Origin of the sequence: Streptomyces sp. NPDC020597 (genome assembly GCF_044335095.1) — a bacterium.
Lineage (GTDB): Bacteria > Actinomycetota > Actinomycetes > Streptomycetales > Streptomycetaceae > Streptomyces.
On the sequence record NZ_JBIRUL010000017.1, the window covers coordinates 114,363 to 127,833 of the forward strand.

The 13,471-nt window shown below is 71.0% G+C and carries 13 protein-coding genes; 5 read left to right on the top strand and 8 right to left on the bottom strand.

Annotation, left to right across the window (positions count from 1 at the left end; genetic code table 11):
* The first annotated feature begins 85 nt into the window (after window positions 1–85).
* Window positions 86–625: a DinB family protein gene (locus ACH4ZA_RS26615; protein WP_398431991.1), complete on the top strand. Its 540-nt coding sequence runs from the start codon at window positions 86–88 to the stop codon at window positions 623–625.
* Between the two features lie 49 nt (window positions 626–674).
* On the opposite strand, the gene ACH4ZA_RS26620 is transcribed toward ACH4ZA_RS26615, so the two are convergent.
* Window positions 675–2,105 (bottom strand): cytochrome P450, encoded by a 1,431-nt coding sequence (locus ACH4ZA_RS26620; protein ID WP_398431993.1) that lies wholly within the window; start codon window positions 2,103–2,105, stop codon window positions 675–677.
* Between the two features lie 321 nt (window positions 2,106–2,426).
* On the opposite strand from ACH4ZA_RS26620, the gene ACH4ZA_RS26625 reads away from it, so the two are divergent.
* The gene (locus tag ACH4ZA_RS26625) at window positions 2,427–2,807 is read left to right on the top strand and encodes a hypothetical protein (protein ID WP_398431994.1); all 381 of its coding nucleotides are present in this window, start codon (window positions 2,427–2,429) and stop codon (window positions 2,805–2,807) included.
* Window positions 2,808–3,209: 402 nt separating this feature from the next.
* Entirely contained in the window at window positions 3,210–3,425 is a 216-nt protein-coding gene (locus ACH4ZA_RS26630) for a DUF4177 domain-containing protein (RefSeq protein WP_057582602.1), read from the top strand.
* A gap of 121 nt (window positions 3,426–3,546) precedes the next feature.
* On the opposite strand, the gene ACH4ZA_RS26635 is transcribed toward ACH4ZA_RS26630, so the two are convergent.
* The 3 genes from ACH4ZA_RS26635 to ACH4ZA_RS26645 all read right to left on the bottom strand — a co-directional run bounded on the left by ACH4ZA_RS26635 (window position 3,547) and on the right by ACH4ZA_RS26645 (window position 6,303).
* Window positions 3,547–5,025, bottom strand: coding sequence for a DEAD/DEAH box helicase (locus tag ACH4ZA_RS26635; protein WP_398431995.1), 1,479 nt, complete (start codon window positions 5,023–5,025; stop codon window positions 3,547–3,549).
* Window positions 5,026–5,284: 259 nt separating this feature from the next.
* Window positions 5,285–5,488: a cold-shock protein gene (locus ACH4ZA_RS26640; protein ID WP_151476138.1), complete on the bottom strand. Its 204-nt coding sequence runs from the start codon at window positions 5,486–5,488 to the stop codon at window positions 5,285–5,287.
* Window positions 5,489–5,877: 389 nt separating this feature from the next.
* Entirely contained in the window at window positions 5,878–6,303 is a 426-nt protein-coding gene (locus ACH4ZA_RS26645; RefSeq protein WP_398431996.1) for a secondary thiamine-phosphate synthase enzyme YjbQ, read from the bottom strand.
* Between the two features lie 97 nt (window positions 6,304–6,400).
* Between ACH4ZA_RS26645 and ACH4ZA_RS26650 the strand changes: the two genes are divergently transcribed.
* Window positions 6,401–7,477, top strand: a complete 1,077-nt coding sequence (locus ACH4ZA_RS26650) for an NAD(P)-binding domain-containing protein (protein ID WP_398431997.1) — start codon at window positions 6,401–6,403, stop codon at window positions 7,475–7,477.
* Between the two features lie 47 nt (window positions 7,478–7,524).
* Here the strand turns inward: ACH4ZA_RS26650 and mltG are convergent, their stop codons facing one another.
* Window positions 7,525–8,418 carry an endolytic transglycosylase MltG gene (mltG, locus tag ACH4ZA_RS26655; RefSeq protein ID WP_398431998.1) on the bottom strand — a complete coding sequence of 298 codons (894 nt, stop codon included), beginning with the start codon at window positions 8,416–8,418 and terminating at the stop codon, window positions 7,525–7,527.
* A gap of 53 nt (window positions 8,419–8,471) precedes the next feature.
* Window positions 8,472–10,274 (bottom strand): ABC transporter ATP-binding protein, encoded by a 1,803-nt coding sequence (locus tag ACH4ZA_RS26660; RefSeq protein ID WP_398431999.1) that lies wholly within the window; start codon window positions 10,272–10,274, stop codon window positions 8,472–8,474.
* Window positions 10,275–10,367: 93 nt separating this feature from the next.
* Here ACH4ZA_RS26660 and ACH4ZA_RS26665 point away from each other — a divergent pair, with 93 nt between their 5' ends.
* Window positions 10,368–10,862: a MarR family winged helix-turn-helix transcriptional regulator gene (locus ACH4ZA_RS26665; protein ID WP_398432000.1), complete on the top strand. Its 495-nt coding sequence runs from the start codon at window positions 10,368–10,370 to the stop codon at window positions 10,860–10,862.
* Between the two features lie 84 nt (window positions 10,863–10,946).
* Here ACH4ZA_RS26665 and ACH4ZA_RS26670 read toward each other — a convergent pair whose 3' ends face one another.
* Window positions 10,947–12,428 carry a cation:dicarboxylate symporter family transporter gene (locus tag ACH4ZA_RS26670; protein ID WP_398432001.1) on the bottom strand — a complete coding sequence of 494 codons (1,482 nt, stop codon included), beginning with the start codon at window positions 12,426–12,428 and terminating at the stop codon, window positions 10,947–10,949.
* A 267-nt stretch (window positions 12,429–12,695) separates the two neighbouring features.
* Window positions 12,696–13,454, bottom strand: a complete 759-nt coding sequence (locus ACH4ZA_RS26675; RefSeq protein ID WP_398432002.1) for a hypothetical protein — start codon at window positions 13,452–13,454, stop codon at window positions 12,696–12,698.
* Window positions 13,455–13,471 lie beyond the last annotated feature (17 nt).

Below are 13,471 nucleotides of genomic sequence, written 5' to 3' on the forward strand. Positions count from 1 at the left end.
CCCCGGCGTTTTAGGTCAGGATCTGACCTCAATCGCTCCTACTGTGGTCCTCGACCGCGGAACAGGATCGACCGAGGACAGAACTATGAGCGACTCCCCCACCCTCACCCCGTCCCTCACCGGCGAGCGCGCCGACCTGCTGGCAGCACTGACCAAGAGCCGGCACTTCCTGCGCTTCACCACGCGGGACCTCACCGACGAGCAGGTCGGACAGCGCACCACGGTGAGCGAACTGTGTCTCGGGGGGCTGATCAAACACGTCACCTCCGTCGAGCGGAACTGGGTCGGCTTCATCCTCGAAGGCCCTTCGGCGATGCCCGACTTCACGAAGATGACGAAGGACGACTGGGCCGCGCGGGCCGCCGAGTTCCGGATGCTGCCCGGCGAGACGCTGTCCGGTGTGCTGAAGGAGTACGCCGAGGCGGCCTACCGCACGGACGAGCTGCTCACCACGCTTCCCGACCTGGACGCCGAGCAGCCGCTGCCCCCGGCTCCCTGGTTCGAGCCGGGCGCGCGTCAGACGGCCCGCCGGGTCCTGCTGCACATCATCGCCGAGACCGCCCAGCACGCCGGGCACGCGGACATCATCCGCGAGGCCATCGACGGGGCGAAGAGCATGGGCTGAGGCGCGCTGCCCTCATCGGTGCGGGCGGCTGGCGCCGCCCGCCGCCGGCTCAGCGGCCCACGCCGATGAGGCCCGTCAAGTAGCGCCAGAGCGAGGAGCGTTGCCGGATCGCCGGGTCCGGCAGTGTCGGGTCGGGCGCCGTCGAATCCGCCGTCGGCTCGGAAGGATCCGTGTCCGGGGCCGGGCTCGGCTGCGGTCCGGGCGTCGCGGCGAGTTCGTACCGTACCGGGAGCGAGCGCAGGCCCCGCATGAACGGCGAGGAACGCCAGGGCAGTTGGTCGACGGGCAGGGCGAGCTCCAGATGGGAGAACCGCTCGAACAGCCGGCCCACGCCGACCGCCGCGACCGTCGAGGCGAGCTCGCGCGCCGGGCACTGGCGGCGGCCGGCGCCCCAGGCGAGATGCGCCCGTGTGCTGACCGTGGTGCCGGACTCCACATGACCGGCGAACAGCGGGTCGGCGTGCGCCGCCGCGGAGGACACCCACACCGGGTCGCCCGCCCGGATGACGTGGTTGCCCAGCGGGGTGTCCGCGGCCGCGAAGCGCGGCACGAAGTTGACCAGTGGCGGCTTGCGCATGACCACCCGGTTCATGCTCTCCCGGACCATGCCCGCGGACAGGCTGGCCCGCGCGCCGCCGCCCTCGCCGGAGATGACCTCGACCACCGTGTTGGAGATGAGGATGCCGACGTGGTCGGAGGTCATGCCCAGCAGCATGAACAGCTCACGGGCCAACTCGTCGAGCGACAGGTCGGGATGGGCCGCCAGCAGGTACGAGGGGAAGTCCTCCCCCGGCGTCCTCACCTTCACCGCCGCCAGTTCCGCGAGCGCCGCCAGCAGGCGCTCCAGCGCCGGCTCGGCGTCCGGGCCCGCGTCCAGCACCCGCCACATGTCCATCAGCGCGTCGTCGCCCTGGGATCCGGGGAACCCGAGCAGTCGGCTCGCGACCATCAGCGGCAGCGGACGGGCGAACTGGGCGGACAGATCCGCCAGGCCCGTCCCGCCGGCCTGGCCCACCAGAGTGATCAGCTCGTCGGCGTAGGCGGTGACGGCCGCCTTCAGACGCTTGGCCTGGGGATGGCGCGGATCCTGGAACGGCTTGAGCGCCGCGTCCCACGCCGTGCGCAGCGCCGGGTAGCCGGGGCCGCCCTGGATCAGCACGTGGTTGACCTCGAGGGACGGTCCGAGCGGCCAGTCGGCCGGCACCCTGCCCTCCGTGCGGGCCCGCCAGTTCTCCAGCCCCTTCGGCCACGCGGCGTCGTCCTGGAGCACCTCGAGCGACTCGCGGTAGCCGAGGACCAGCCAGGCGGGAACGCCCAGCAGGTCGACCGGCGCGACCGGGCCGTGGCGCTGGCGCAGCCGCTCGTACACGAGGGAAGGGCGCGTCTCGTAGTCCCGGGTCAGCAGCGGTTCGAGAGTCATCGACTCCAACCGCGCGCCGTCGAGGTCCACGGATCCGCCGCCGTCCACCTGCGATTCCACTGCTCTGCCGCCCCCTTGGCACTCCCCACCGGCGCGTCGTCGATCGGCAGCCGGAACCGGGGGGACCCTATCCCAGGCCCAGGCCACGGGGAAACGGCCGGGGCGCGACCCGGCCGCACGAACCAGCCCGCGGCCGACGGGAGACGTGAGGGGACCCGGTCGGCGATTGCTGGTCACGACAGGACGAAGCCGCGCCCGCCGGGACTCATCTCCCGCAAACGCGACGGCGATCACCGGGGGCCGCGGCGACATCGCCGCCGTATCCGAGAACCACTTTCGCAGGCGCCTGTGACGCGACAGGCGACAACACCCCAGGCGGACATGACCGGTTCGGCGAACGCCGCCGCACGCATCACGGACCTGAATTCCCGTCCACAGCACCCCTCCGAGAAACGCGAATACCTTGGGACTTCCCTTTTCCGTAGGCGCGCACGCGCCGCATCCTCGAAGGCTTCCCATGCGTATGCGCCTTGCTTCGCCGCACTCTCCCTCGTCGGCGGGGGCGGATGGACCGCCCTCACTGCCTCCACGGCATCCGCCACCGCCTGCTCGAACATCGGCGTCGTGGCAGCTCACGGCACCTTCGAGCCGGGCACGCCGGGCCTGATCGTCGGCGACCCGGTGAATTCCGCTCTGCAGAGGAAACCGACCGAAAACAAACTCTCCAGCTATGCGGTGAACCATCCCGCCGGCCTTCCCTGACATCCGCCGCGCAGGGCGTGTCGGCGCACCTCGGCTACACCTCCGGCGCAGGCGCGGCGCGTCGCCATGTCCTGCCTCTGCCGGGACTCGTCTTCCCGGTCTTCACCGACGTCGTGGCCGTCATGCGCTTCAGGGATGTCATGCGCTTCAGGGATGTCATAGATTTCATGGACTTCATGGGGGGGACCGTAGGGCGGCGGGAAGCGCCCTGTCGGGGAGTGCTCACCACAACGCAGCGCCCGACGGCGTCCTGGTCACCGGCCCGCGGTCACCAGCCCGCGGTCGTCGACCGTCACCCGAACGCCGGAACGGCAGCCGTACCCCGCCGTGGCCGGTGACGCCGACCGGTGGTTGGCTGGTCCCGTTCCGGCAGCCAGTCCATCCGCAGGAAGGCCCCCAGACATGAGCAACCCGCACGCACTCGAGTACAAGGTCGTCACCTTCCGGGAGTCGCTGATCGGCGACGCGCTGGACAGCGACAAGCTGGAGAAGGTCCTCAACAAGCACGCCGAGGACGGCTGGGCCCTGAAGGCGATCACCTCCGCCGACGTCAAGGGCCGCATCGGCCCCGGTGCGGTCGAGGGCCTGCTCCTCACCCTGGAACGTCCGCGCCGCTGACGAACACGGGCCGGCCCGTCGTGGTGAACGACGGGCCGACCGGACCTCCGCGTCGGAGAAGGAACCCGAGGCGACCGCGACGGGCCCGTACCGGCCCGTGCGGGCTGTCGCGCTGTGCGGGCTAGGCGCCGCGCCGGATCCGGGCCGCCTTGCGGGCCTCGGCGATCTGGCGTGCCTCGGCGGACCTGCGGGAGTCGCCGCCGGCCCTCCCGGGGCGGGTGCCCATGCCGCGGAAGGGGGCCCCGCCGCGCTTCGGACTCTCGGTGGCCGCACCGCTGCCGGGGAGCGGGACGCCTGAGGGAGCCTGGGCGCCGGTGATGCGGCTCAACTCGGCCTCGCCGGAACGGACCTGCGTGATCTGCGGCCGGATGCCCGCGTCGGACATGAGGCGGGCCATGTCCCGGCGCTGGTTGGGCAGCACCAGCGTGACCACGCTGCCCGACTCGCCTGCGCGGGCGGTGCGTCCGCCGCGGTGCAGGTAGTCCTTGTGGTCGGCGGGCGGGTCCACGTTGACGACCAGGTCGAGGTCGTCGATGTGAATGCCGCGGGCCGCGACGTTGGTGGCGACCAGCACCGTCACATGACCGGACTTGAACTGGGTCAGGGTGCGGGTGCGCTGGGGCTGGGACTTGCCGCCGTGCAGTGCCGCGGCCTTCACTCCGCTCCCCAGCAGGTGCCTGGTGAACTGGTCCACCGCGTGCTTGGTGTCCAGGAACATCAGCACGCGCCCCTCACGCGCGGCGATCTCGGTGGCGGCGGCGTACTTGTCGGCGCCGTGCACCTGCAGCAGGTGGTGCTCCATCGTGGTGACCGCGCCCGCCGAGGGGTCGACCGAGTGCACGACCGGGTCATGGAGGTACTGACGGACCAGGAGGTCGATGTTGCGGTCCAGGGTGGCCGAGAACAGCATGCGCTGGCCGTCGGGGCGTACCTGGTCGAGGAGTTCGGTGACCTGGGGCATGAAGCCCATGTCGGCCATCTGGTCGGCCTCGTCGAGGACGGTGATCTTCACCCGGTCCAGGCGGCAGTCCTTGCGCTCGACGAGGTCCGCGAGGCGGCCCGGCGTCGCGACGACGACCTCGGCCCCGGCGCGCAGGGCGCCGGCCTGCCGGCCGATCGACATGCCGCCGACCACCGTGGCGAGCCGCAGCTTCAGCACCCGTGCGTACGGGGTGAGCGCGTCCGTGACCTGCTGGGCCAGTTCGCGGGTGGGGACGAGGACCAGGGCCAGCGGCTTGCGCGGCTCGGCCCGCTGACCCGCCGTGCGCACCAGAAGCGCCAGGCCGAAGGCGAGCGTCTTGCCCGATCCGGTGCGGCCGCGGCCGAGGACGTCGCGCCCCGCGAGGGAGTTGGGCAGGGTGGCGGCCTGGATCGGGAACGGCTCGTGCACACCGAGATCGGTGAGCGTGTTCAGCAGTTCGGCGGGCAGGTCCAGTTCGCCGAAGGCCGTGACAGCGGGAAGCGCCGGGGTGATGGTGTCCGGCGGCGCGAACTCCCCCTGCTGCGCGACGGGGCGACGTCCGCCGCCTCCCTGAGCGGCGCCGGTGCGCCCCCGGCCCTGCGGCCGGAAACGGTCGTTCGAGCGAGCTGAACGGCTCACGGAGAACCTTCCTCGAGGGCACGCATCGAGGAATTCCCGACAGATATGAGCCGGATGAATTGCAAGTACGAGCCGAATACATGAATGACAGCGTTCCGAAGGGACGTTCCTACGGAACCACTGGACAGCTGGAGAGCTGGAGAGCTGGAGAGCTGGAACCGGTGTCCTGGTGGTACTGGTGGAACACAGAAAGCAGCAAGCTGGGGCCCCACCGAGCGGTGGGACCCCAGCTGTCGCGGTTATCGCGCGCGCTTCGGCATCAGGCGGGGGTGATGTTCTCCGCCTGCGGGCCCTTCTGGCCCTGCGTGACGTCGAAGTTCACCTTCTGGCCTTCCTGGAGCTCACGGAAGCCGGACGAGGCGATGTTCGAGTAGTGGGCGAAGACGTCGGGGCCGCCGCCGTCCTGCTCGATGAAGCCGAAGCCCTTTTCCGAGTTGAACCACTTGACGGTGCCAGTAGCCATGTCACATCTCCTTCGGGGCAGTGCCCAGAGGTTCACACCGTGCGAACCTCTTGTGTTGTCACAAATGAACCCCGTCCGGATAAGCACCGGAGATACAAAAAACGCCCCACGGCTACGGCCGTAGAGGCACTTGAAGATTCGGGAACCACAACTGCAACTAGGTCCAGACTACCACGGCGTGCACAAACGCACTACCTTTTCGCCGCGCGTGCCGCGCGCGCCGCTCGCGCCCCATTGGCCGCACGGATCGCAGCCACCGCGCGGATCGCGAAGACCGCCCGGACGGCAAGGGCCGCAGGCGGCCTCGGGGCCGCGCGAACCCCCGCGGGCGCCCCGGCGGTGATCCGCACGGGGCGCCACCCTGCGCTCATGAGCCCGTCCGTGGCGGCTCAGCTCCCCAGGAAGCTCAGACGCACCTGGCGGTCGGCGTTGTCGCGGTTAGTGTCCACGAGGCACACGGACTGCCAGGTCCCGAGCTCCAGCCTCCCGTCGACGACCGGCAGGGTCGCATGGGGCGGGACCAGGGCCGGCAGTACGTGGTCGCGGCCGTGGCCGGGGCTGCCGTGCCGGTGCTGCCAGCGGTCGTCGGCCGGCAGCAGCGTGTGCAGGGCGGTCAGCAGGTCGTCGTCGCTGCCGGCGCCCGTCTCCATGATCGCGACGCCGGCCGTGGCGTGCGGCACGAAGACGTTCAGAAGACCGTCGCGGCCGTGGGCCGCCTCGCGCAGGAACGCCTCGCAGTCACCGGTGAGGTCGACGACCCTCTCCCGGGAGCCGGAGGACACATGGAGGACTCGGGTGGTGAACGCGTCTGACATGCCCTCCATCCTGACGCATGGGCCGGATGCGCACGCGCCCGGCGGAGACCTTCTGCGCTCGGGGAAGATCCACGCCCGTCGCGCCGTTGGTAGAAGCGTGAACAATGTGCGTGAGGTCGAGGTCGTCGTCATCGGGGCGGGTCAGGCCGGTCTGGCCGGGGCCTACCACCTGCGGCGCAGCGGTTTCGAGCCGGAGCGCGACTTCGTGGTGCTCGACCACGCCCCGGCGCCGGGCGGCGCCTGGCAGTTCCGGTGGCCGTCGCTGACCTTCGGCAAGGTGCACGGAATGCACGCACTGCCGGGCATGGAACTGACGGGCGCGGATCCCTCCCGGCCGTCCTCCGAGGTGGTCGCCGAGTACTTCGCCGCCTATGAGCGCGCCTTCGACCTGCGCGTGCGGCGGCCCGTGGACGTGAAGGCCGTGCGGGAAGGCGTCGACGGGCGCCTGCTGGTGGTGACCTCCGACGGCGTGTGGTCCACACGGGCGCTGATCAACGCGACCGGCACCTGGGACCGGCCCTTCTGGCCGCGCTATCCGGGTCAGGAGACCTTCCGGGGACGGCAGCTGCACACCGCGCGGTATCCCGGCCCCGAGGCTTTCGCCGGACAGCGGGTGGTCGTGGTGGGCGGCGGCGCGTCGGGCACGCAGCACCTGCTGGAGATCGCGCCGTACGCGGCCGCCACCACGTGGGTGACCCGGCGTCCGCCGGTCTTCCGCGAGGGACCCTTCGACGAGGACGCGGGCCGTGCCGCCGTCGCGCTCGTGGAGGAGCGGGTGCGGCAGGGACTGCCGCCGAAGAGCGTGGTCTCGGTGACCGGACTGCCGCTGAACGACGCGATCCGGCAGGGGCTGGCCGACGGGGTACTGGGGCGGCTGCCCATGTTCGACCGGATCACCCCGGACGGAGTCGCATGGGACGACGGCCGACAGGTCGCCGCCGACGTGATCCTCTGGGCGACCGGTTTCCGGGCTGCCGTCGACCATCTCGCGCCGTTGCGACTGCGCGAGCCGGGCGGCGGGATCCGCGTCGAGGGCACCCGTGCGGTCGCCGATCCGCGCGTCCACCTGGTCGGCTACGGACCGTCGGCCAGCACGGTGGGCGCCAACCGGGCCGGGCGCGCAGCCGTGCGGGACATCCGGCGGCTGCTGGCTCGGGAGCCGGTCGCCGCCTGATGGCCCGCCCGGGCGCTCGGTCGCCCCGGCAGCTGGCTCCGGTCGGCTCATCCGGCCGCCGAAGCGCTCCCCGGCGTCTTTACGGGGCTCTTCTGCGGGGTCGCCCCGGGGCTCTGCCGGCTGCGGTTGAACTCGGCGACGTTGCGCTGGTGCTCCGCGAAGCTCGACGTGAACCGGGTGTCGCCGGGCCTCACCGTGACGAAGTACAGCCAGTCGCCCGGCGTCGGGCTGACGGCCGCGCGCATCGCCTCCTCACCGGGGTTGTCGATCGGCGTCGGCGGCAGGCCCATGCGCTGGTAGGAGTTGTAGGGACTCTCGATGCGGGTGTCGCTCTCGGTCGTGTTCAGGGTGGAGCGGTTCAGCGCGTAGTTGATGGTCGAGTCCAACTGCAACGGCATCCCGCGCTCGAGGCGGTTGTACACGACCCGGGCCACCTTGCCCATGTCCGCCTTGGTGGCGGCCTCGGCCTGGACGAGGCTCGCGACGGTGACCGCCTGATACACGTTCAGGGCGTTGCGCTGGGCGCCGGCCGCGACGGGCGCTCCGTTGAACCTCTTGTTGGCGGTGTCGACCATGTAGGCGAGCAGCGACTGCGGCGTCGACTTCTTGTCCAGCGGATACGTCGCCGGGAAGAGGTAGCCCTCGGGATTGCCCGCGGCCTCGGTCGGGAGCTTCAGAGCTGCCGTCGGCAGCGCCCTGCCGGTGGTGCCGGGGGCCAGGCCGAGTGCCTTGTCCACGGCCTGGAAGACCTGGTTCGCCCGCCATCCCTCGGGGATGAGGAGGGTCGGCGGCGCCTTGGCCGCCTTGACGGGCGGCGTCTGGATGCTCAGCAGCGGCACCGCCACGGCGGCGCCGGCCACGACGGCTCCGGTCGCGATGAGGACGATGCGGCCCCGGCGCGTCAGTCGAATCGCGCTCCGTGGCGGAGTGTTCTTCTGCATGCGGGCACGGTAACCCCCATACCGTCACAAACCTCGGATAACCGGGCATATTTTCATTTTGTCGGCTCCAGTCGGGCATCTCGGCGCAAGAGGGCCGCATACCGGCCGCCCTGTCTCGACAGCTCCTCGTGGGTGCCTCGTTCGGCCACCCGGCCCGAGTCGAGGACGACGATCTGGTCGGCGCCGCGAATGGTGGAGAGGCGGTGGGCGATGGTGAGCGTGGTGCGGTTGGCCGAGAGTGCGTCGATGGCCTCCTGGACCGCGCCCTCCGTCCGGGTGTCCAGGGCACTGGTCGCCTCGTCGAGGATCAGCACCGGCGGGTCGCGCAGGATCGTGCGGGCGATCGCCAGGCGCTGCTTCTCGCCGCCGGAGAACCGGTGACCGCGCTCGCCGACGACCGTGTCGTACCCGTCGGGCAGGGCCGCGATGTGATCGTGGATCTGCGCCGCTCGTGCCGCCGCGTACAGCTCCTCGTCGGTGGCGTCCGGCTTGGCGAAGCGCAGGTTGTCGCCGACCGTGGCGTGGAAGAGGTACGTCTCCTGCGAGACGACGCCGACCGCGCGGGCCAGCGTGTCGAAGTCGAGGTCGCGCACGTCGACGCCGTCGAGGGTGACGCGGCCTCCGGTCACGTCGTACAGACGCGGCACCAGATAGCCGAGCGTGGACTTGCCGGCGCCGGTCGGACCGACGACGGCGAGACTTCCGCCGGCCGGGACGGCGATGTCGACGCCGTCGAGGATCGGCTCGCCCCTGTCGTCGTAGCGGAAGGTGACGTCCTCGAAGCGGATCTCGCCCTTGACGTGGTCGAGGTGGACCGGCTCTTCGCGCTCGGTGATGTCCACCGGCAGGTCGAGGTACTCGAAGATGCGCTGGAAGAGCGCCAGGGAGGTCTGGATCTGCACGCCGGTCGACAGCAGGCTGACGGCGGGCCGGAACAGGCCCTGCTGGAGCGAGACGAAGGCGACGACGGTGCCCAGCGACACGTCGGGGCCGCCGATCTGGAGCGTCATGCCCGCGGTCCAGTAGATGACTGCCGGCATGGCGGACATGACGATTCCGATCACGGCCATGCGCCAGCGGCCGGCCATGTTCGACCTCACTTCGAGGTCGACGAGCTGCTCCGACTCCGCCGCGAAGGACCGGGTGAGGGAGTCGGCGCGGCCCATGGTGCGGCCCAGCAGGATGCCGCTGACCGACAGCGACTCGGTGACCGTGGCGGCCATCGCGGCCATCTGCTTCTGCCGCTGGGTGGTGATCTTCTTGCGTTCGTTGCCGACGCGGCGGCTGATCCACACGAAGACGGGGAGCAGGACCAGCGAGACGACCGTCAGCCGCCAGTCGAGCGCGACCATCGCGATGATCGTGGCGACGACACTGGTGAAGTTGGAGACCAGGGAGGTGGCGGTCGAGGTGACGGTGGCCTGCATGCCGCCGATGTCGTTGGCGATGCGGGACTGCACCTCGCCGGTACGCGTACGCGTGAAGAAGGCGAGGGACATGCGCTGCAGGCGCCCGTAGACGGCGGTACGCAGGTCGTGCATGACGCGCTGGCCCACCGTCGTAGAGATCAGCGTCTGCAGGACGCCGAAGACCCCGCTGAGGAGGGCGCTGAAGATCATGCCGAGGGCGAGCAGGCTCAGCAGGCCGGTGCGCCCCTCGGGGATGGCGACGTCGAGCGTCTCCTTCAGCAGGAACGGGGTGGCCACGGCGACCAGCGACGAGGCGGCCACCAGGAGGCCGACCACCGCGAGGCGGGCGCGGTAGGGCTTGAAGAGTCGGAGGATGCGGCGCACCTGCCGGGGCTGATCGGGCGCGGCGCCGGGCGAGGGGGTCCAGTCGATGTGATCGCGGGGCATGGCTCCTACGGAGGGTGAGACGATGACGACTGACGGAGCATAGCTCATTGTTACCTATACTCACAATGAACGGCGTCCTGATATTGTTCCCCCATGACCACCCCCGATTCCGACGGCCTGCTCGCCGAGCAGCTGCTGCGGCTCACGCGTCGGGTGCACCGCATCCAGAAGCGCCATCTGCAGCAGAGCGGTCTCGGCGTGACCCCGGCCCAGTCCCGGTTGCTGCGCACGCTGGCGCACTGCGACGCACCCCCACGCATGGCGGACCTCGCCGCGCGGCTGGAGGTGGTGCCCCGGGCCGTCACGACACTGGTCGACGGGCTGGAGGCGAGCGGCAAAGTACGGCGGGCGCCCGACCCCACCAACCGACGGGTCATCAGGATCGAGCTCACCGACGACGGCCGTGCCGCCCTGCGCGAGCTGCAGGGCGCGAAAAGGTCCGCCGCGGAGGAGATCCTGGATCCGCTGACGGACCTGGAGCGCCAGGTCCTGGGCGGGCTGCTGGACGCTCTGGTGGGCGTCGGCGATCCGGCCGATCCGGAACACGGGGCGCACCGCGCGGGACGGACCCCGGGTCAGACCTGCTGAACACGCGCGAACGGGCCGCGGCCGCGCCCCCGACAGTGCCGGGGAGGCGGTCGCGGCCCGTGGCAGGGCCGCCGTCGCTGAGCGTCAACTGTTTCCGGCGGCGGCTTCCTTGCCGAGTCGAGGGGGGACGACCGCGACCGGGACGCCGTCGGCCGCCTGCGTGCTCGCGGAGAGCGACGGGCTCCCCGGACCTGCGTGGCTCGCCGCGCCTTCCGGCTTCTCCGACTTCTCCGATTCGCCCGGCTCCCCCGGCTCCTCCTGGGCTTCGGCGGCAACCTCCTTGCCGTCCAGGACCTTCTTCGCCTGCTCCACGTCCAGCGCGCCCTCCCAGCGGGAGACGGCGAAGACGGCCACGCAGTTGCCGAGGAGGTTGGTGACGACGCGCATCGAGTCCATGATGCGGTCGACGCCCAGCAGCAGGGCGACGGCGCCGGCGGGGATGGCCCCCAGCGAGGAGGCGGTCGCGGACAGGGCGAGGAAGGCCGACCCGGGAATGCCGGCCATGCCCTTGCTGGTGAGCATCAGGACCAGGACCACGGTGATCTGCTGGCTCAGGCTGAGGTCCACACCGACGGCCTGGGCGATGAACAGCGTGCCGATGGACAGGTACAGCGACGCGCCGTCGAGGTTGAAGGAGTACCCCGTCGGCAGCACCAGGCCCACGGCGTCCTCGCGGGCGCCCGCCCTGCGCAGCTTCTGCATCACGCGCGGCATGACGGACTCGGTGGAGGCCGTGCCGAGCGCGAGCAGCAGTTCCTCGCGGATGTAGCGCAGGAACTTCCACAGGCTCAGCCCGGTGACCAGGCGCAGGGCAACCGCCAGCAGCACGACGAACAGGGCCGCCGCCACGTAGCACAGGATGATCAGCTTGCCGTAGGTCTCGATCACGCCGAGGCCGTAGTTGCCGATCAGGACGGCCATCGCGCCGAACACGGCGATCGGCGCGAGCCGCATGACGAAGCCGACGATCGCGAAGATGATCTCCTGGGCCTGCTCGACGGCCGGCAGCACCTTGGGCACCTTGGTGTGGCCGAGGTGCAGCAGCGCGGCACCCACCAGACAGGCCAGGATGAGCACTTGGAGCAGTGAGTTCTCCGCGAACGCGCCGACGAAGCTGGTGGGCAGCGAGTGCAGGACGAACTCGGTGGTCGTGGGCAGCGAGCCGCCGCCCGTCTTGGCGTCCACCGCCGAGGCGTCGAGCGTGGCCGGGTCGACGTTCATGCCCGCGCCGGGCCGGACGACGTTGGCGGCCAGCAGCCCGATCAGCAGAGCGAGCGTGCTGGCGACCTCGAACCAGATCAGCGCCTTGAGCCCGATCCGGCCGAACGCCTTCAGGTCACCGGCCTTGGCGATACCGACGACGACCACGCAGAACACCAGGGGCGAGATGATCGTCTTGATCAGCCGTGTGAAGCCGTCGCCGAGCGGCTGCAGATCCGTGGCCACGTCGGGCCAGAGTTTTCCGACGGCGACGCCGAGCACGAGCGCGCAGGCGACCTGCACGAACAGCGAGGTACGCAGTATGCGTGCGACGCGTCGCGACGGGGACGGGACGGACGGCGGCACGGGCACTCCTAAGGGGCGCGACGGCACAGAAGCAGGGACGGGACTTCTGCGATACGGAAAGCGGATTCCGTAGCGCCCACTTTGGAGGGCATGCCGACGGCGCACAAGACCTCCGTGTTGCCAGTCTGTAAATCCCGTCACCCCTGACGCCTCGCACCCAGCCAGGTCAGAGGTCCGGGTGATCCCCCGTCAGCACCCCCTGTCGCGCCGCCGGTCGAGCGTCGCGGCAGCTCGTGGAGCGGTACGGCCGCTCCTCCGCCGGAGGCGCTACCCCTTCAACGCGGCCCTGTCCCCCATGACCATCACGGGATGCCGATCCGGGTCGAGCGTGCGCAACAGGTACTCCATGCCGGCCCCGGGCAGGCTGACACAGGCCGAAGTGCCGCTCCCGTGGTCCAAGTGCAGCCAGATGCCGCCGCCCCTCTCCTCGCCCTCGGGCCGCCTGGGATCGTCGGGCGGGGCGCCCTTGACGCGGTTGTAGTCGATGGCGATGACGTAGTCGAAGTCATGCCAATGCGAACGCGCCCACCAGCGTGGCGCCGCGAAGGCGGCGGACCGCGTGTACGGGAGCCCGCTTCCCGGGTCGGCCAGGACGCCGCCCGCGTCGGTGAGGGTGAAGACGCCGACCGGACTGCGGTTGTCGCCCGCCCGGTGCCCGAAGGTCCACCCCCTCTTGCCGTTGTGCCCCGGCCAGCTTCTGACGCGCACCCAGTTCGGGCCATGCTCGGCGTAGAGGACGACGGTGGAGTCGGCGGAGTCCCTCCCGTCGCCGTAGACCGCCACGACCTGACGCGCGTCCGCGGGGATCCGCCGCTGCAACCGGCTCCCGACGCCGGGGATCCGGGGCGCGGCGGCCGCCTTCGGCGGGACGTCACCACCACCACCGCCACCGCCGCCGCTCCCGTCGCCCCCGTTCCCGGCGGCCGGAACGCCGCCGACCGGTTCGCCACACGCGGCCGACGCCGCGAACAGGAGAGCGCCTACCGCCAAGGCGGCTCCCGCGCGCCGTACTTCACCATGTCGCATCGGGCCATGCTCGCATC

Bases quoted from the DNA above. Each gene is read 5' to 3' on its own strand.
- ACH4ZA_RS26615 (WP_398431991.1), top strand. From the start codon at position 86: ATGAGCGACTCCCCCACCCTCACCCCGTCCCTCACCGGCGAGCGCGCC.
- ACH4ZA_RS26625 (WP_398431994.1), top strand. From the start codon at position 2,427: ATGACCGGTTCGGCGAACGCCGCCGCACGCATCACGGACCTGAATTCC.
- ACH4ZA_RS26630 (WP_057582602.1), top strand. From the start codon at position 3,210: ATGAGCAACCCGCACGCACTCGAGTACAAGGTCGTCACCTTCCGGGAG.
- ACH4ZA_RS26640 (WP_151476138.1), bottom strand. From the start codon at position 5,488: ATGGCTACTGGCACCGTCAAGTGGTTCAACTCGGAAAAGGGCTTCGGC.
- ACH4ZA_RS26645 (WP_398431996.1), bottom strand. From the start codon at position 6,303: ATGTCAGACGCGTTCACCACCCGAGTCCTCCATGTGTCCTCCGGCTCC.
- mltG (WP_398431998.1), bottom strand. From the start codon at position 8,418: ATGCAGAAGAACACTCCGCCACGGAGCGCGATTCGACTGACGCGCCGG.
- ACH4ZA_RS26660 (WP_398431999.1), bottom strand. From the start codon at position 10,274: ATGCCCCGCGATCACATCGACTGGACCCCCTCGCCCGGCGCCGCGCCC.
- ACH4ZA_RS26665 (WP_398432000.1), top strand. From the start codon at position 10,368: ATGACCACCCCCGATTCCGACGGCCTGCTCGCCGAGCAGCTGCTGCGG.
- ACH4ZA_RS26675 (WP_398432002.1), bottom strand. From the start codon at position 13,454: ATGCGACATGGTGAAGTACGGCGCGCGGGAGCCGCCTTGGCGGTAGGC.